General features: G+C 67.4%; 20 protein-coding genes and 2 tRNA genes. 4 read left to right on the forward strand and 18 right to left on the reverse strand.

All coding sequences use genetic code 11. From position 1 onward, the window contains the following. Nucleotides 1-217 precede the first annotated feature (217 nt). The 7 genes from G6N16_RS01895 to G6N16_RS01925 form a co-directional block, all read right to left on the reverse strand. Complete coding sequence (locus G6N16_RS01895; RefSeq protein WP_083033237.1) at nt 218-514, reverse strand: hypothetical protein; 297 nt, start codon at nt 512-514, stop codon at nt 218-220. After that, nucleotides 511-2160, reverse strand: coding sequence for a hypothetical protein (locus G6N16_RS01900; RefSeq protein ID WP_179961171.1), 1650 nt, complete (start codon nt 2158-2160; stop codon nt 511-513). Before G6N16_RS01900 ends, G6N16_RS01895 begins: the two co-directional genes overlap by 4 nt. Continuing rightward, nucleotides 2157-2468 (reverse strand): DUF2742 domain-containing protein, encoded by a 312-nt coding sequence (locus G6N16_RS01905; RefSeq protein WP_163787735.1) that lies wholly within the window; start codon nt 2466-2468, stop codon nt 2157-2159. Before G6N16_RS01905 ends, G6N16_RS01900 begins: the two co-directional genes overlap by 4 nt. A gap of 156 nt (nt 2469-2624) precedes the next feature. Next, nucleotides 2625-2945 carry a hypothetical protein gene (locus tag G6N16_RS01910; RefSeq protein WP_083032450.1) on the reverse strand — a complete coding sequence of 107 codons (321 nt, stop codon included), beginning with the start codon at nt 2943-2945 and terminating at the stop codon, nt 2625-2627. Beyond that, complete coding sequence (locus tag G6N16_RS01915; RefSeq protein WP_133052974.1) at nt 2942-3175, reverse strand: hypothetical protein; 234 nt, start codon at nt 3173-3175, stop codon at nt 2942-2944. Before G6N16_RS01915 ends, G6N16_RS01910 begins: the two co-directional genes overlap by 4 nt. Before the next feature lie 3 nt (nt 3176-3178). Further along, entirely contained in the window at nt 3179-3346 is a 168-nt protein-coding gene (locus tag G6N16_RS01920; RefSeq protein WP_163787736.1) for a hypothetical protein, read from the reverse strand. Beyond that, nucleotides 3343-3543, reverse strand: a complete 201-nt coding sequence (locus G6N16_RS01925) for a MerR family transcriptional regulator (RefSeq protein ID WP_133052975.1) — start codon at nt 3541-3543, stop codon at nt 3343-3345. The genes G6N16_RS01920 and G6N16_RS01925 overlap by 4 nt, the downstream gene beginning before the upstream one ends. Nucleotides 3544-3653: 110 nt before the next feature. Between G6N16_RS01925 and G6N16_RS01930 the strand changes: the two genes are divergently transcribed. Then, complete coding sequence (locus tag G6N16_RS01930; protein WP_083032455.1) at nt 3654-4313, forward strand: helix-turn-helix domain-containing protein; 660 nt, start codon at nt 3654-3656, stop codon at nt 4311-4313. Next, nucleotides 4306-5481, forward strand: coding sequence for a tyrosine-type recombinase/integrase (locus G6N16_RS01935; protein ID WP_083032494.1), 1176 nt, complete (start codon nt 4306-4308; stop codon nt 5479-5481). The genes G6N16_RS01930 and G6N16_RS01935 overlap by 8 nt, the downstream gene beginning before the upstream one ends. Before the next feature lie 79 nt (nt 5482-5560). Here G6N16_RS01935 and G6N16_RS01940 read toward each other — a convergent pair. Continuing rightward, nucleotides 5561-5636 (reverse strand) — tRNA-Arg (locus G6N16_RS01940). An 18-nt stretch (nt 5637-5654) separates the two neighbouring features. Next, nucleotides 5655-5746 (reverse strand) — tRNA-Ser (locus tag G6N16_RS01945). Between the two features lie 149 nt (nt 5747-5895). On the opposite strand from G6N16_RS01945, the gene G6N16_RS01950 reads away from it, so the two are divergent. Then, on the forward strand, nt 5896-6972 hold the full coding sequence (locus G6N16_RS01950) for a pyridoxal phosphate-dependent aminotransferase (RefSeq protein WP_083032456.1): 1077 nt from the start codon (nt 5896-5898) through the stop codon (nt 6970-6972). A 54-nt stretch (nt 6973-7026) separates the two neighbouring features. Next, the gene (locus G6N16_RS01955; protein ID WP_083032458.1) at nt 7027-7857 is read left to right on the forward strand and encodes a crotonase/enoyl-CoA hydratase family protein; all 831 of its coding nucleotides are present in this window, start codon (nt 7027-7029) and stop codon (nt 7855-7857) included. A gap of 188 nt (nt 7858-8045) precedes the next feature. On the opposite strand, the gene G6N16_RS01960 is transcribed toward G6N16_RS01955, so the two are convergent. The 9 genes from G6N16_RS01960 to G6N16_RS02000 form a co-directional block, all read right to left on the reverse strand. Next, the gene (locus tag G6N16_RS01960; RefSeq protein WP_179961233.1) at nt 8046-8828 is read right to left on the reverse strand and encodes a mannan-binding protein; all 783 of its coding nucleotides are present in this window, start codon (nt 8826-8828) and stop codon (nt 8046-8048) included. Between the two features lie 30 nt (nt 8829-8858). Beyond that, on the reverse strand, nt 8859-9557 hold the full coding sequence (locus G6N16_RS01965) for an Rv1363c family protein (RefSeq protein WP_083032461.1): 699 nt from the start codon (nt 9555-9557) through the stop codon (nt 8859-8861). Between the two features lie 88 nt (nt 9558-9645). Next, complete coding sequence (locus G6N16_RS01970; protein ID WP_083032462.1) at nt 9646-10893, reverse strand: MlaD family protein; 1248 nt, start codon at nt 10891-10893, stop codon at nt 9646-9648. Next, entirely contained in the window at nt 10890-12209 is a 1320-nt protein-coding gene (locus G6N16_RS01975; RefSeq protein WP_083032464.1) for an MlaD family protein, read from the reverse strand. Before G6N16_RS01975 ends, G6N16_RS01970 begins: the two co-directional genes overlap by 4 nt. Next, entirely contained in the window at nt 12206-13327 is a 1122-nt protein-coding gene (locus G6N16_RS01980) for an MCE family protein (protein ID WP_083032465.1), read from the reverse strand. Before G6N16_RS01980 ends, G6N16_RS01975 begins: the two co-directional genes overlap by 4 nt. Then, nucleotides 13324-14346 (reverse strand): MCE family protein, encoded by a 1023-nt coding sequence (locus G6N16_RS01985; RefSeq protein WP_083032467.1) that lies wholly within the window; start codon nt 14344-14346, stop codon nt 13324-13326. Before G6N16_RS01985 ends, G6N16_RS01980 begins: the two co-directional genes overlap by 4 nt. Continuing rightward, nucleotides 14339-15394, reverse strand: a complete 1056-nt coding sequence (locus G6N16_RS01990; RefSeq protein ID WP_083032468.1) for an MlaD family protein — start codon at nt 15392-15394, stop codon at nt 14339-14341. Before G6N16_RS01990 ends, G6N16_RS01985 begins: the two co-directional genes overlap by 8 nt. Continuing rightward, nucleotides 15391-17004: an MlaD family protein gene (locus tag G6N16_RS01995; RefSeq protein ID WP_083032470.1), complete on the reverse strand. Its 1614-nt coding sequence runs from the start codon at nt 17002-17004 to the stop codon at nt 15391-15393. The genes G6N16_RS01990 and G6N16_RS01995 overlap by 4 nt, the downstream gene beginning before the upstream one ends. Continuing rightward, on the reverse strand, nt 17005-17859 hold the full coding sequence (locus tag G6N16_RS02000; protein WP_083032471.1) for an ABC transporter permease: 855 nt from the start codon (nt 17857-17859) through the stop codon (nt 17005-17007). It lies immediately after the preceding gene.

Below are 17859 nucleotides of genomic sequence, written 5' to 3' on the forward strand. Positions count from 1 at the left end.
GCACCCGAGGATCCGGGCTGCTTCGTCGGTGTCGATCTGATCTGATTCTTGTTGCCGCACACCAGTGTTACGTCCGCCTACGGACATCTTGAGGTGCTCGTCCAACGCTCGCATCCACCCCGGAACGGGCCGCGCCCCCAGAACCCTCCACCGGATCGTCTCCGCGATGCAATACCGAATCCCGTGCAGCTGCTCGCCGGTCAACGGAACGAACCCGCTATCCACCAGTCTGCCCTGACCGCATCTCGGCCTCGACCGCCGCCAACTGCAACTCCAGCGCCAACAAGGCGTTCCCGTCGTGCTGGTACACCGCGCTGAACGTGTTGCCTCCGAACCCCGCCAGGGTCCCCACGAACGCGATCGTGCACACGAGGCACCCGTATACCTCGTCGATGACGGGCAGCCAGTCGCCGTCCTCGCGCTTCAACCCCTCGATGAGCACCCGGAGGACCCGGGTCTGGGTGAGGTACCCGCCGCGCGGGTCCGGGTGGGGATCGCAGGCGTGGCCAGTCATGCTGTCTCCTGATCATTTGCTGGGGCGATGCGCCACCGGCTACCGCGGCCCGTCCCGGACGACTCGATACGAGGGTTGTCGACCCGCTGCTGGGCGGCCTTCAACGTGGAGTGCTTGTACCCGATGGCGGTGCCCGCGGCGATCACGACACTCGGGGTGACCCACTGTCCCGGCTCGGCGTTGTGCCGCATCCAGCAAACCAAGAACTCGTGCGCTCCGATGGTTGCCACGGTGCAGGCGTCGCACTTGCCGGTCTCAGGTCGGGCGGGGTACCGGTGACATTCAGGGCAGTCCGGCCTGCGGGAATCCAGCTCGGTTACCGTCGCGCTGGGTTCACCCTGAACTTTCGGTTCGGGGTATCCGACCTGCACAGATGGACCCTGAACCGGTGGTTCACCCTGAACTCTGGTCAAGCGGTATCGGGCGCCGCGGTCAACCGCGATTGATGACACCCTCCCCTCACTCTCCAGCAACGCAACTGCTTGGTCGAACAGGTCGCGCCGTTCGCGCTTACCCATGCGGCTTCGGAGCACATTCCCGGCTTGCTCGCCGTCCCTGGCAAGGGTGCGGATGATGCTGTTCTTCACCCCGTCGAGGAGGCGGCTATCGACCATGTCATTGAACTCGGCTTGCCGGATGGCGCGGGCTCGGTTCTTTGCTCGCTCGGCTTGCTGGGCGTGGTTGAGGAGCCATTGCCGGGTCTGGTCGGACACCTCCATCACCGTGCCGGACAGCTCCCAATCCAGTTCGTCGACGACGCTGCGGTGGTGCATGATCGCCAGGAGCGCGGCGACCTTGCATCGGGTGAGCAGGGCGTGGCCGTCGAGGGCTTCGGCTTCCCCGCGTTGCCGGGCGAGGTGGGCGGTGATGACGGTCTGCCGGATGGTGTCGGGGCCGTAGCCGATGATCTGCGGCACCCGGTCGGCGATCGGTGCGGGGCGCGCCCATCCGGGCAGCCGTGAGTCCAGGGGTTCGGGCTCGGGCCCGGGGTCGGCCGGCATGTTCGGATCGGTGGTGGGGAACCACAGGAACCGTTGCGGGGTGCCGCCGGTGGTGTCGCCGAAGATGATGCCGCAGTGGCCGGGTTGGGCGCCGACGGATAGGCACGCACGGTAACTGTGGGCTTCGATGACGCGGCTGGTGGCTTTCTGGGCGTTGTGCTGCCCGATCTGCTCGCCCATCGCCATGGACTTGAGCTGTGCCAGCAGGATTGAGCCCTGGCGGGATGCGAGGCCGGTGAGAGTGTCGATCTCGGGTGCCGCGAAGACCGCGGCCAGCAGCGTTTCGTGATCGGCGTCGGGCTTGTCGGGTTGCTTGAATGCCGCGGCGATACCCTCACCCGAGCCGATGGGCAGTTCGGTGACCGGCGTCGGCCACGCTTCCCGTGCGACCTTGTCCGAGATGCCTTTGCCGCCCCCGGATGGGGATGCGAACGCGCACAGCAGATTTAGTGATGCGGGGCCGCCGATGAGGCCGGGCAACTGCACATGCGGCCCGACGCTGGCCGCGATGCGCAGGAGGACAGCGCCGAGCACAGCCCACGGTGCGGCGTACCGGGCACGCGCCCACTGGTATATCCGCCGCAGCGGCTCGGAGCCGGATTCCAGGAAGAACGCGCGGGTGATTTCGTCGTCGATGTTGGTCACGAGACCTTCTCTCGGGGGATGTATGCGGTTCCGCGTCCGCGGTGTTTCTCGGTGGCCCAGCGGGCCCACGGTGCGGCGCAGGCGATTTCGCGGGATGCTTCGGCGCGGGCAAGTTGGAGCAGGTCGAGGTGCAGGCCCCAGTGCAGGCCGGCGAGTAGGACGGCCTGGGCCTTGGCGGGGTCGGCGTCGTCGAGGGCGCACCATGCCGCGGTTCCCGCCGCCGGGACGGGAACCGTCGGGTTGACGCCGAGGACACCGGTCACGAACGCGACCAGCTCGGCGAAGCACACCTGTGGGCTATCGGGCACGGTGGGCCTCGCGGCAGTGTTTCCCGGCGCCAGCCGCGACGCTGATGGGGTCGACGATCCAGTGACGGCAGTGCTTGCAGCGCACCGCGGTCCGCACCTCGTCGCCGGCGGGTGGGCCGCCCCCTGTCTGGGGGCGGCCGTCCGGGGTCGCGGTGATCACTTGCTGGCCGCCCTGTACGCGGTGTGGCGGCGGATTGCGCTACCGAGCAGATGGACGATTTCTTCGGCCTCCGCGACCGTCATCCATGCCTCGGTGCCGTGCTCACCGCTCCTGTCGTTGTAGAGGCCGAGCAGGATCTCATTGGGCCGGCGGTCTCGATCGTCGATGTCCAGCCAGATACTCAGGTAGCGGGACTGGCCTGGGATTCCGGTGGTCCCGTAGATGGCCAGCTCGCTCGTCCAGCTATGAGCGCCGGGACTCGCGCACTGTCTCGATGTGCAGCCATCGAGCCCGCAGCGGATCGCGTTGTCGCTCACCGGATCACCTCGTCAGCGGCGATACGGTCGGCAGCCCGGTCAACCAGGCGTGCCGCGGCCCGCAGATGCGCAGCGGCGGCGGTAACGTCGACGACCGACCACAACGGGGTCACGTCCGGGTCGAGGTCCTGGGCCTGGTCGTGCAGCTGGCGGGCCAACAGTTCGGCTGCGCGGGCGGTCTCCAGCATCCCGACGGTCGGGCTCACGGGGGCGTCAGTGTGTGTCATCATGGGTCAGAACTCCTTGCTGTGATGGGTAGTGGTGTTCGGGACGGTCCCCGCCGGGTGTTGGCGCACTCGGGGTTCGGGGGCCGTTTCTTCATCGCCGGCCGGATACCGGTCGACCAGGTCGTGGTCGTCGAGGTGATCGCGATCGAGTTGCGCGGTATGCGGGCCACTCACGCGGCACCCGACTCGAGTCGGGTGATGTAGTCATCGAGCTGGCGAGTGGTGGACATCCGTTTGGCGCCGACCTTCACGCTGGGCAGCTCACCGCCCGCCCACAACGCGAACACCTTGGAGCGGCCGACGCCGAGCCTGCGCCCGACCTCCTGCCACCCGTGCAACTCGTTGTTTGCCCTCTGGGCGATACCTTCCATAGCCATCCTTCCCGAATGTTCTCTATGGCGACATATCCATATGTGTATGTCGGCAGTCAGAACCGTACGGTTCGTTCCTCCGGGAGTCAACAGCGTGCGAGAATGTCGTTATGGCGAACATCGGTGATGCTTGGCACGCGGCGACGTCGAAGCGGGTCGGGACCGCAGTAGCGGGCCATCGGAAACGCCTCGGGATGACGGCACAGCAGCTCGCGCAACGGTGCGCAGAACTCGGGGCGCCCATCCACCGCACGACAATCACGAAGATCGAGAATGGTCGACCTCGGTTCGACCTCGGGGAGCTGATCGTGCTGGCGGCAGCACTGAGCACAACGCCGGTCACGCTGCTCTACCCCGGCCCGTACGAAAACGAGGTCGAGGTCCTACCTGGCCGTGAGGCACCAGAGTTCCAAGCGGCACAGTGGTTCTCAGGTATTGAGTGGCACAGCTTCGCCAGCATCGGGGACAGCCGAGAGGGCTCGGCCGGGTGGCTGGCCGCCACTGAACGACTCGGGCTTTGGCGGCAGCTAGCGGAACAGAAGATGCTCCGCAACAAGGCCGTGGTTCGGATGATCAGCGACGAACGCACTGACGACGTTGCAAGCCGCGAGCTGATCGCCATGCACGACCGCGTGATCGACGATCTAGAGGCGCAGCTCGGGATAGGCAATCCTACGAGTTCAGATGTCTACGAGTACCGCGACGGGCAGCTTCGGAGATTGGACGACGACGATCCGCGCCGTCAGCCAGCAGGTGATCCTGATGCCTAGGCAGCGACTCGCGCCCGGTGAGCACGGCAAGATCACCGACACTCGCCGGGGTGACATCTACTGTGCGACAACGTATCTCCGGTTGTATTCCGGGAAGCTGCGCGAGCGGGTGGCAACGTCGCGCAAGTCGCCCGAAGATGCACGCCGGGAGCTGAAACGCCGCATTGCCGCCGAGCTGGCCGCCGGCGAGCCCACCGGCGTCGTCAACCACAAGACGACGCTCGGCGGGCTGTTCGAGGCGTGGATCTCGGGCAAGGTCACCGAGGCCGGACTGAAGCCGCAGACCGAGCAGCACTACCGGGATGCGTGGCGAGTCCACAGCGCCGACCAGATCGGCGAACTGCGAATTACCGAACTGACCACCGCCCGCGCAGATACGCACCTCAAGAACATGCCGGCGTCAGCCGGCCGGACGACACGCGTCGTGCTCGTCGGCATGTACGGCCTCGCAGCCCGCCACGATGCGGTCAAGGTGTCACCGATCCGGGAAACGCGCCTACCGAAGCACGAGCGGAAACCGGCGAGGGCGATCACCGGGATGGAGCTGGAGCAGGTACGCCAGGCCGTGAAGGTGTACGCGACGCCGACCGGCCGGGGCGGCCCGCGCCGCGGAGTGATGCTCGGCGCCTATGTCGAGTTGCTGGCCGCGACCGGCGTCCGGCCCGGCGAGGTCCTGGCAACCAGGTGGGCCGATGTCGACTTGCTCGGGGATCCGCCGACCGTCACCGTCACCGGGACGTTGATCGACCACGGCGTCATTGCGGGGATGCCGCTGCACCGACAGGATGCGCGCAAGGGTGACGCACCGGCGCACACGGTGGTGCTGCCCGCGTTCGGGGCGCGGGTGCTCGCCGAGCTGTTCGCCGTCACCGGCCCCGACGGCCCGGTGCTCGCCAACCGTGACGGAGGTTGGCTGTCGGCGTCGAACATCGCCAGCTCGTTGCGGGAAGCGCTCGCACCGCACCCGGAACTGAAGTGGGTCACGCCGCACTCGTTCCGGCGGTCGGTGGCGACGGTGGTCCGGGATGGCCTGGGCGTCGAGGCTGCGCAGCACCAGCTCGGGCACGCGCAGCTCGCCACGACCGAAGGGCACTACGTGCAGCGCCGGACGGAGGGGCCCGATACCCGGGCTGTGCTGGACCGATGGGCCAGCAACGGGAACGGCTGACCCAATTTACGGGGAAAGTACGGGATTCCGTGCGATCAAGTTTGCTAGCAAACTCGGTTAGGTCTCTGACCTGCTGTGTTGGTGCGCCCGAAGGGATTCGAACCCCTAACCTTCTGATCCGTAGTCAGATGCTCTATCCGTTGAGCTACGGGCGCTTGGTGTATTCAGTTATGTGGCGGAGGCGAGAGGATTTGAACCTCCGGTCCCCTTTAAGAGGGACAACTCATTAGCAGTGAGTCCCATTCGGCCGCTCTGGCACGCCTCCTCGACCTTGCAGAGGTTACCGGACCTCCATCACGTCACCAACAGGGGTACCAGAACCGCCGAGGCATGAGCGTACATGGCCGCGCACACGTCGACCAAACCCGATCCCGAGCGCCCGAACCCGCCGCCGGACTCCCCTATGCTGACCGAATGCCCGCGCGCCTCCGCCCGCTGATGGACGACCTGCCGGCCTATACGCCCGGCCGGACGGTGCCCGGGGCCATCAAGCTGGCCAGCAACGAGACCGTGCACGGCCCGCTGCCCAGTGTCCGCGTCGCCATCGACAAGGCCACCGACACCCTCAACCGTTACCCCGACAACGGCTACGCGGCGCTGCGGGCCCGGTTGGCCGAGCACGTCGCCGGCTGGGGATTCGGGCCCGAGCACATCGCCGCCGGCTGCGGCTCGGTCAGCCTGTGCCAGCAGCTGATCCAGATCACCGCCGGGGTCGGTGACGAGGTGGTGTTCGGCTGGCGCGCCTTCGAGGTGTATCCGCTGCAGATCCGGGTCGCCGGTGCCACACCCGTGCCGGTGCCACTACGCGACCACACCCACGACCTGGAGGCCATGGCCGCCGCGGTCACCGACCGCACCCGGCTGATCTTCGTCTGCAACCCGAACAACCCGACGTCGACGGTCGTCGACCCGGCGGCGCTCGCCGCGTTTGTCGCCGGGGTGCGCGACGACGTCGTCATCGCCATCGACGAGGCCTACGTCGAGTACATCCGCGAAGGTCTGGACCCGGGCAGCCTGGCCCTGGTCGCCCGCCATCCCAACGTGGTGGTGCTGCGCACCTTCTCCAAGGCCTACGGACTGGCCGGGGCGCGGGTGGGCTACGCCGTCGGGCATCCGGACCTGATCACCGCGCTGGGCAAGGTGTACGTGCCGTTCACCGTCAGCACGCTGGCCCAGGCCGCCGCGATCGCCTCACTGGACGCCGCCGGCGAGCTGCTGGCCCGCACCGACGCGGTGGTCGCCGAACGCACCCGGGTGACCGCCGCCCTGCGCGGCGCCGGCTATGCCGTGCCGGATTCCCAGGCCAACTTCGTGTGGTTGCCGCTGGGCCCGGAACACACCGCCGGCTTCGTGGAGCAGGCCGCCGACCGGGCCCGGGTGCTCGTGCGCCCCTACGGCACCGATGGCGTGCGCGTCTCGATCGGGGCACCCTCGGAGAACGACGCCTTCCTCGGTTTCGCCGGCGAGTGGATCGCGGGACGACGGCTGTAGGGCTCGCCCGGGCCTGACCGGCCTCGGGCCTGGGCCGGGGACTACTGTCGCCCCATGGCGCACGAGCACACCTACGAATCGTTGACCATCGATGTTCGCGATCGCGTTGCCCTGGTCACCCTGATCGGGCCGGGCAAGGGCAACGCGATGGGACCGGCGTTCTGGCGGGAGATGCCCGACGCATTCGCCGCGCTGGACGCCGACCCAGAGGTCCGGGCCATCGTGGTGACCGGATCCGGGCGCAACTTCAGCTACGGCCTCGACGTCGCCGCCATGGGCGGCACGCTGGCCGGGGTGCTCGCCGAGGGGGCCCAGGCGGGTCCCCGGATGGAGTTCCACCGGCACATCCTGGACATGCAGCGCGCGATGAACGCCGTCGCCGACTGCCGAACGCCCACCATCGCCGCGGTATCCGGCTGGTGCATCGGCGGCGGCGTCGACCTGATCGCGGCCGTTGACATCCGCTACGCCAGCGCCGACGCCAAGTTCTCCGTCCGCGAGGTGAAACTGGCGATCGTCGCCGACATGGGCAGCCTGGCCCGGCTGCCCCGGATCCTGTCCGACGGCGTCGTGCGCGAACTGGCGCTGACCGGCAAGGACATCGACGCCGTCCGCGCCGAGAAGATCGGGCTGGTCAACGACGTCTACCCGGACCAGCAGGCCTGCCTGGACGCGGCGTTCGCGACGGCACTGGAGATCGCGGCGAACCCGCCGCTGACCGTGTGCGGCGTCAAAGACGTGCTAGACCAGCAGCGCACGGCGGAGGTGGCGGCCAGCCTGCGCTACGTGGCCACCTGGAACGCGGCATTCCTGGCGTCGAAGGACCTCGGCGAGGGCATCTCCGCCATGCTGACCAAGCGCCCCCCGAACTTCACCGGGGAGTAGGGCGGTTCGGCGAGGCTCGGCGGAGGTGGCGCGAGCGCAGCGAGTGCCGGTGGAGCCGAGGGGAAGCCGGGACCGCCCCATCAACCGGGCGGTTCGGCGAGGCTCGGCGGAGGTGGCGCGAGCGCAGCGAGTGCCGGTGGAGCCGAGGGGAAGCCGGGACCGCCCCATCAACCGGGCGGCGCTCGGTATCAGCCGCCGTATTCGGGCTTGAGCACCCCGGCCAGCGCCGACAGCGGCACGTGCACCTGGACGGTGCCACCGTCCATCGACCACTGATAGGTGTTCCCGTCGTAGTTGACCGGGGAGTCGCGGGCCACCGGGTAGTCCGGCAGGTACAAAATCAGCTCGTCGGGCGTCAGGGCCCAGGCCCGGTATGCGCCGGAGTACACCTTGTCCGGGGTCCAGCGCTCCGGGATGAACGGGTACGCCGTCGGCGACGGGCCCTTCGGCGCGGCATCCAGCGCCGGAATGAGGAACGGCTCCACCAGCGGCGGCAGGGTGACCAGCGGGTCCGCCCCGTTGGCCATGATGTCGGCCAGCATCAGCCGGCGGCCCTGGGACATGTCGAAGGTGAAGGTCCGGTAGGCGTTGGCGGGGAACGGCCCGTCGGCGTGGTAGTCCTCATGGAACACCACCGAGGTGGCCGGGCCGTGGTTGAAGACCTCGAAGTTCTCCTCGCCGAAGCTGTCGGCGGCCATCTTCCCGGCGTGGTCGCGCCAGTTGTTCATCAGCGTGCGCAGGTAGTCCTTGAGCACCGGGCCCGAGGTCGGGTTGTCCAGTAGGTCAGACGGCATCGCCATCTTGATGTCACGCAGCGCCTTGCGCTCCGACGGGACCGTGGTGTGGCAGTAGGAGCCGTCCCACTGACCACCGATCTCACCGCAGAACGAGGCCGCGGACGCCGACGAGACCGGCGCCGTGGCCAGTGCGACGCCTGCCGTGACGACGGCGACGCCGAGTTTCTTGCCGATATGCACGCTGTTCAACCCCCTTCGGGCCGGTTACAAGATGCTGATGTCGCTGGCCCGCCAGCGGCCGTCCACATACTCCATGGTCATCTTCATCCGGCTGCGGTCCAGCCGGGGGTCTGGCACCTTCGCGTTGGCCACCGCCTGGTCGACGAACAGCAGCACCACGACCTTGTTCTTCTCGGCGGACTGCACCGCCGACTCCAGAACCCGGCCCTTGGCGCTGGCCTTGTTGTCCACCAGCAGCTGCTTCAGCTCGGAGCTGCCGGCGGAGTACTGGTCCTTCCACTTGCCGGTGGCACCGTCGAGCACCTTGGCGAAGTTGGCATCGAGATCACCGGAGTCGACGCTGGTCAGGATCAGGGCGTAGTCGTCGGCGGCCTTCTGCGCGGCGTCGCGCGCGGAGTTGAGCCGGTGGTTGTCGTACACCTTCCAGCCCAGCACGCCCAACCCGGCGGCCATCGCCAGGAATACCAGCGCCACGGCTGCGATGGTGACGGGTTTCTGCCACTTGCCGGAGCGACGGTCCTCGCCGCCGGTGATCCAGTCCAGCGCCTCGTCGTCGGGCACCACACCGTCGTAGATGTCGCCGTCGTCCACCGATTCCTCGGTCATCGAGATCTCGGCGACGGACACCGGCGGCTCCTCGGCGGACACCGCGTCGAGTTCGATCGCCGTCGTCTGCTCGTCGGCGTTCCCGGAATCGGACTTCTTGTTGGTCGTCACGACCATTAATCATGCTCCTGCACACTGAACACCCGCTGTCGGGCGTCGCGGCAATGGGACACCGGCGGGCGCCGGTGCCTCCATCGCCGCCATCTCATCGAGGCGGTTCCATCGGAAGGGTCGGACCACCGTACTCGGTCGGGATCGTGTAGCGCCCCTTGGGCGTCGGATCCGTCTGCGCCCCCAGGTCGGCGCCCTGCGGGGGGCCTGCGGTGTCGTCGCCGGCCGGCCGCGGTGCGTTCTTGGCGCCACGGATGAGCACGGCCGGATCGTCGTCACGGCAGTAGGTGTACATGAACGGCTCCGGGTAGTCCGCCGATGACGGAGGACGACGCGGGGTGCCGTAGTCGCAGGTGTACCGCGGGTAGATGTCGAGGTTCACCCACACGCCGTAGTCGTGCATGGTGCTACCGAGCGCGTCCAGCATCGAGCCCCGGTAGTTCGGCCACAGCGAGCTCAGTGCCGGCACCCGCAGGTACAGCAGCTGCGAGGTCGATGCCAGGCTGCCCAGCAACTCCACCATGGTGTCGGAGTTGTCGTCGAACAGGTTGTCGGCCTGGTTCAGCGTGGCCGGGGTGATCTCGGTGAGCTTGCGGTATCCGTCACGCATCTTGTTCACGCCGGTCAGTACGCCACTGATGTTGTTGGCGGCCTGGTGCATACCGGCGTTCTTGTCGGCGATCAGGTTCAGCGCCACCCGGCTGGTGCGCAGCGTCTTGGTGGTCTCCGGCAGCACCCCGTCCAGCGTGGACAGCAGGAAGGCACCACCGTCGACGATGTCGGCGAGCTTCTGCGGACCCTCGGTGCTCATCGAGAGCTCCTTGCGGATCACCTTCAGCTTCTCGGTGTCGAGCTGCTTGAAGAACCCGTCGCCGTGGGCCAACAGGTCTGCCAGGCTGACCGGCAGCTTGGCGTCGGTGCCGTTGATGACGCCGCCGTCGCGCAGCGGGGCGCCGTCGCCGTTACCGTCGAGGTTGACGTACTGCTCACCGGCGGCCGACAGGCCCGACACCCGGATACCGGTGGTGTCGGGAATGTGGACGCCGTTGTTCAATCGCAGGGTGGCGTGCACCCCGGACGGTGTGAGGGTGAGGTCGTCGACCTTGCCGACGGCCACGCCGCGCAGCGTGACGTCCTGGTCGGCCAGCAGCCCACCGGACTCGGCCAGGTCGACGCTCACCAGGTAGGTACCCACGAACGGGTTGAACCGCAACGCGTTGACCATGATCCACAGAGTGGCCAGGACCAGCACCAGGAGCAGGGCGATGGCCGACAGCCACGCCTTCTTGCCGTGCGCGTACTTGACCGTGCCGACGAGCCCGTCGGCCACCTTCCCCATCACGGTGCCGGCTCCGCGGCCGGCGCCGGGCCGGGCAGGCCGGGCGCGGGGGCATGGGCGGCGGCCGGGGCGGCCTGGGCCGGTGCCTGGGCGGCCGGGGCCGCCGGGGCTTCGACCCCGGGTCCGGGTGCCGGTCCCTGCGGCACCGGGATCATCACGCCCGGCTCCGTCGGGCTGGGTATGACGGGTACCTGCGGCACGTCCGGCCCCTTCCCCACGATCCGCTCCTGCAGACGCCACAGCGTGTATTTGAACGCCCCGACGAGTTGCTGGAAGTTGTTCCACTTGGGCCCGTGGTACCCGAGGTCGCCCGGGAACCCGGCATCCGGGATGTGGCCCAGGATCAGACGGTCCATGCTGATCCGCACCGACAGCGAGTTGCTCGGCGTCGCCTTGACCACCGGCGGCATGACCCGGTTCAGACCGTATAGATCGGTACCCGGGGCCACCGCGACGTCGTTCCAGGAGGCCGCGATGGTGTTCAGATCCGCGACCACGCTGCGGCCGCTGTTATCCGTACCGGCGATCGACGGGAACTTCTCCAGTTCCTTGGTGGTGGCACCGGCCAGCACCACCAGGTTCGCGATCTGCTGGGTCTGTCCGGAGAGCACATCGGTGGCCGGGTTCGCCTCGGCCAGGATTTCGTTGATCTCCTTGTTCTTGCCCTCGATCGACTTGGCCAGCTCGGAGGTCTTGGTCATCGCGGTCTTGATCTGCGCCGACCGTGCGTTGAGCTTTCCCAGGGTGTGATTGGTCTGGGAGATCAGGTGCCCGAACGCCTCGCCCTGGTCACCCGTCGCCTTGCCCAGACCGTTGACGATATTGGTCATGTTCTGGATCGCGCCGCCGTTGACCATCAGTGCCGCGCCACTGAGCACGGACTCAACCGTCGCCGCCGACGCGGTGCGATCGAGTTCGATGCGGTCGCCGTCCTTGAGCAGCGGGGCGCCGGCGGGCGAATTGGCGGGCGGGGTCACCGCCACGAACACGTCACCCAACGGGGTGGCCGAGCGCAGTTCGACGGTGGTGCCCACCGGCAGTTCCACGCCGTCCTGGATCCGCAGGGTGGTGACCGCTGTGTAGTTCTCCGCCTTCATCGACTCCAGGCTGCCCACGTCGGCACCGCCGAGGCGGACCTTCGCGTACGCGGGCAGGTTCAGGGCGTCCTTGAACACCGCTGTCAACAGGTAGCCGCCGCCGGCGATCCCCGGCCGCGGCAGCGGGAGGCTGTTGATGCCGTCGGAGCCGCACCCGGACAGCGCCAGGGTCAGGCCGGTGGCCAGTGCTCCGACCACCACCGCCTTACGCCGGGCGATCATTTCTGCCCCATCGCGGCCAGGCCGTCGAGCATGTAGGTCAGCCCGAAGTCGGGCCCGAAATCCTGGATGGTGCCGGTACTGCACCCCAGCTGCCGGAGTCGCAAGATGTTGCACATCTCCTTGCTCGTCTGGGTCTCGAACAGAACGCGGTCGGTCATCAACCGGATCCTCAGCGAGCCGTTCTCCCGGTCGACCGCGTTGTAGACGTTCTCCAGCACCAAGGGCGTGACGTCGAGGAACTCGGCCAGGTCGCGCTTCTTGTCGACGGTGGTCGTCAGCACGGTGTTGGTGTTCGAGACGATCGTCTTGATGTGACCGCGATTGGCCGCCAGGATGTCGCCGGCCTGCTTGAGCACGTCGTTGATCTTGCGCCCGGTGGTGCCCGTCCCCAGGTTTTCGTCGGCCAGGACCTGGGTCAGCGCGTTGACGGTGGTGCCGAACTGCCGGAGCGTGGCGTCATTGTCGGCAGCGGCACCGAACAGCGAGTTCACGTTCTGCACGATGGTGGTCATCTGCTCCTTGGTGGTGTCACCGCGGTTCACGCTCAGCCGGAAGGCGTCGGACAGCTCCGACAGCGCCGACTTGATCTTCTCGCCGTTCCCGTCGACGACGGCGGCCGAATTCGCCACCACGTCGGCCACCGGTCCGGTGCCGTCCTTGTTGCCCGACAGCGCGGTCGCCAGCTTGTCCAGCGTGCCGAGCACCTCGTCGAACTCCACCGGGACGCGGGTTTGGTCCCGGCCGATGGTGGTTCCACTCGGCAACTCTTCATCACCGTCTTTGAAAACCGGGGTCAGCTCGATCTGCCGGTCGGTGAGGATCGCGGTCTGCAGGGCGACGGCTTCGACCTTCTTCGGCACCTTCACCTCACCGTCGACGGTGAATTCGACCTCGACGTAGCCCTGCTTGGGAGTCACCTTGCTGACCCGGCCGACCGGCATGCCCAGCACGGTGATCAGGTTGTCCTCGAAAATGCCGGCGGCACTTTCGAACTGCGCGGTGTAGTGCTTGGTGGTCAGGTGACTGCGCACCTCCGAGAAGATGAACCCGCCGATCACCAGGGCCGCCACCACGATGATGCCCGCGATCACCAGCAGCCGCTTGCGTGCGCTACTCATTTGCAGTCCTTGAAGTACTGAATCATCCCGAACTGTTTCGCCCGTCCGCTGATCGCGCACATCCAGGAATCGATGAGCAGACCGTTGGACACGTTCATGTCGATCGTGTTGCCGGTACCGGTGGCATTGGCCAGGCCGCGGAGAGCCACCGGGGCGACCTGCAGAATGTTGCGCACCAGGTCGTCGTGCTGGGACAGCATGCCGGTCAGCGTGTCCAGGTCGGCCAGCAGCTTCTCCACCTGCGGCCGGTTGCCGATGACAGTGTCGTCCAGCGTCGTCATCAACTTGGTCAGGGACTGCATCATGGCGTGGAACGCCGCGCGCCGGGTGACAAACTCACCGACGAGCTGCTGGCCCTGGTTGACCATCGCGCCGATATTGGCCTGCTGGCTGCGCAGCGTGTTGGTGACGGTCTGGGTGGTGGCCAGCAGCGAACCGAGCTGATCGCGGCGGTCGGCGATGATCGACGACAGCGTGTGCACGTTCTCCATCGCCTGCGGCACCACCGGCGGCAGGGTCTTGAGCTGGGTACCCAGGATCCCCAGCGACTTGGCCAACTGCTTGGCGTCGAAATCTTGGTAGTTGTGCGTGACGTCCGCCAGCGCGGCCTGCAGGTCGTACGGCGGCTCGGTGCGGCTGATGTCGATGTTGTCGTTTTCCAGTGAACCGTCTCCGGCGGGCTCCAGCTGCAGGTAGCGGGCACCCAGGATGCTGGTGACCTTGATGACGGCCCGGGTCTCCTTGCCCAGGCGCACGTCGTCCTTGATCTTCATCCCGACATCGACGTGGTCGCCGACCAGCTTCATGCTGGTCACCCGGCCCACCTGGATACCGGCGACGGTGATCTGGTTACCAGGGCGCAGGGCACCGCCCTGGGAGAACTGCGCGGTGTAGTCCTTGTAGCCCAGGCCCATCGCGTTGATCAGCAGCATCGCCGCGATCAACACGGTGACCACACCCAGCGCGATCAGGCCGAGAACCGTGCGGTTCCGGTCTTCGAGCGTCTTCTCCCTAGCCATTCGCCATGCTCCTGCACCTCGGCGTGTACATCGCCTGGCTGCCCGGGGTGGCGGCGTTGACGATGATCGGGATCACGTCGTTGAGGCCGGGGAAGAACCCGGTCAGGTTCATGTCGCAGGCGTACACCTGCGCGAACGCGCCCTCGTTGGTCATCCGGGCAATGCCCTTGAGCATCAGCGGCAGGTTGTCTCCGGTGAACGCCAGCTGCGGCTCGATGGAGATCATGTGGCTGACGAAGCCCGGCTGGCGACTCAGCAGGTCGTCCAGCGACGGCCGGACCGCGTTGGCGGTGTTGCCGAGTTCCTTGGTCACCCGGGAGATCGATCCCATCGAGTCGACCAGCTGGGGACGACGGGCGTTGAAGTCGGTGACCACCTTGTGGGTCTGCTTGATGACCTTGTCCAGGCTCTCGTTCTGCGCGGCGAGGTTCACCACCACCTTGTCCAGGTTGGTGATTACCTCGCCGAGCGCCTGGTCCTTGCCGGCGAACGTCTCGGTGACCTGCGAGGTCTGACTGACCAGCGCGGTGATCGAGTTCTGGTCGCCCTGCAGGGATTGGATGATGCCCTTCGTCAGGTTGTCAGCGTCCTTGGTGGACAGTACGGCGAACAGCGGCTGGTATCCGTTGAGCAGGTTGCCGACGTCGAAGGACGGGTCGGTCTGTTCGACCGGGATGGTCCCGCCCGGTTCCAGCACGTTGTGCTCACCGATGCTGCCCAGGGACAGGCCGAGAAACCGCTGACCGACGATGTTCTGGTAGACGACCGAGCCGACCGTGTTGCCGTAGAGGGTCTGGTCGTCCTGGACCACGAACCGGACTTTGGCCTTGTCGCCGTCGAGGTCGACGGACTCCACGCGGCCGACCCGGACACCGGCCATCCGGACGTCGTCGCCTTCATGCAGTCCGAAGACATCGGTGAAGATCGCCGAGTACTCGTGGGTCTTGCCGGCGACATCACGGCGCAGCGTGACGAACACCAGCCAGGTCAGACCCAGGGAGATGACCATGAACAGGGCGAGCCCGATCGCCGGGCCACGGAATTTCATCGGGGCCCTCCGGTGGTTGCGGTGGTGGCGGAAGCGGGCTTGACCGCGGCGGGCTCGGCATTGCCGACGTTGACCGTCATGCCGCGCACCAACGGCCCGAGCAGGACCTGGGTCGCCGGGGTGGCGGGCCTACCGGTCATCACGGAGAGCTGGACGCGCTCCTTGGCGCTACCCACCGGCCCGACGGTTCCGCCGAAGGACGCCGGTGCGGCGACCTCTGCCGGGAAACTGCCGGCCGGCGGCTGCTCGGCCGGCGGCTGCTCGGCCGGGGCCGCGGGCGCCGGTGCGGCGGGCGGATCGACGTTGGCCGGGTTGGCGGTGAGCGGCACCGGCGGCGCCGGCGTGAAGCCCGGCGGCAGCGGCGGGTTCGGGTCCGCCAGGTTCGGGTTCGGGTTGATCAACGGTGGGCCGACGGCGACCAGGTTCCCGTTGGGTCCCAGGACGGTGCCGCTGGGCGGCGCGAGGTCGGCCGGGGGCTGGTAGTTCTGCGGCAGCAGCACCTCGGGGAGATCCGGGCGGACCGGGATCAGCGGGGCGGTGAAGCAGCTGTTGCCCTTCAGCGCGCCGTAGGTCGGGCAGTCCGCCCGCGAGTAGGTGTAGGTCGGCGCCAGCGCCAGGTTGATCCGCATGTTCGGGGTGTCGACCTCGGGGATCCACACGTCGTCGAAGAACTTGCTGGACACCACGTTCAGCTTCTGGAACGCCGGCACGAAGTTGTTCGACTGCTGGGCCAGGCTGCCGAGCACCGGGGTGAGGTCACCGGTGATCCGGACCATCTGATCACTGTGGTTGGCCAGGGCGGTCTGGGTGGTGCCCAGGGTGTTCAGGCCCGCGGAGATCATGCTGTCCAGAGCGGACTTCTGCTCGACGAAGGTCTTCATCGGCTCGATGGCCTGGTGCAGCGCGTCGACGAGTTCCGGCGCGGTGGACTTCAGCCCGTCGGCGACGTTGATCAGCGCCGACACGGTGGTGTCATTCGGGTCGGTGGCGATGATCCCGTCGAGCTCGGACAGCAGCCGGTCCAGCTGGGCACCCGAGGTCAGCAGTTTGGGCCGGCGGTTCTGGGTGGCGACCTGAACGGCTTCCAGCACACCGATGGTGCGATCCTCACGGCCGCGCCCGGTGGCGAACAGGACGTCGCGCAGCTTGCTGATCGTGGTCTGGAAGACCACGGTCGGCAGCGTGTTGTCCTGGGTGATCTGATCCCCGCTGCGGATCGCCGGGCCGCTACCGTTGTCGATCAGCTGCACGGCCGACACCGCGAAGACGTTGCTGGGGATCACCCGGGCGGTCACCGTCTTCGGGATCGCGCCGGCGTGCCGCTCCTCGAGGTTGATCATCACCTTGTTGGGCGCACCGTTCATGCCGGGCTCCACACCGGACACCGTGCCGACGATCATCCCGTGGTACTTGACGTCGGAATTCTCCGGCAGCCCGTCGCCGACGTTGTTCATGTTGGCGACGATCCGGGTGTAGTTCTCGAACCGGCCGTTGGACCGCATCATCAGCAGCACGGTCAACACCGCCAGGGCCACCAGCAGCGCCAAGCCGCAGAGGAACAGCTGCCGTGCACTCAGCCCGCGCCCGTCGACCTCATACGATTGCGACATCTATCCACCAAACCTCACGCCGGCGTCGACGCTCCAGAGCGTCATGGTGAGCAGCATGTTGACGATGACGACGACCGTGATGGCCGCGCGCATCGCGTGACCGGCGGCGACACCCACGCCCTCGGGGCCGCCACTGGCGTAGAAGCCGTAGTAGCACTGCACGGTGGACGCGATGAACACGAACACCACGCATTTGAGCACCGAGTAGACGACGTCGGTACCCGACAGCATCAGGGTGAAGTAGTGCATATAGGACCCGTTGGACCCGCCGCTGGTGATGGCGACGACGGTCTGGGTGGTCAGGTAGCTGACGGCCAGGCAGAGCACGTAGAGCGGGATGACCGCGATGACCGACGACAGCAGCCGGGTGGAGACCAGGTACGGGATCGGCCGGATGGCCAGCGCGTCGAGCGCGTCGATCTCCTCGGCGATGCGCATCGAGCCCAGCTGCGCGGTGAACCGGCAACCACCCTGGGTGGCGAACGCCAGCGCGGCGGCGATCGGGGCCAGCTCGCGGGTGTTCACCAGCGAGGAGATGACGCCGGTCGCCGGGCCCAGGCCCAGCAGGTTGAGGAAGTTGTAGCCCTCGATGCCGACCAGGGCACCCACGGTCATGCCCAGCACGACGGCGACACCCGCGGTACCACCGCCGACCACCAGCGAACCGTTACCCCAGGCGATGTCGGACAGCAGCCGGACGAATTCCTTGGTGTAGTGGCGGACCGCCAGCGGGATCCCGGCGACCGCGCGCACCAGGAACACGATCATGTGCCCGAGCTTGATGACCGGGCCGGTGACCTTGTCAACGGTCTGCGACAGGATCCGGTTGACCGGGAAATAAGTTGAAGCGGTCAC

Source organism: Mycolicibacterium insubricum, assembly GCF_010731615.1.
Lineage (GTDB): Bacteria > Actinomycetota > Actinomycetes > Mycobacteriales > Mycobacteriaceae > Mycobacterium > Mycobacterium insubricum.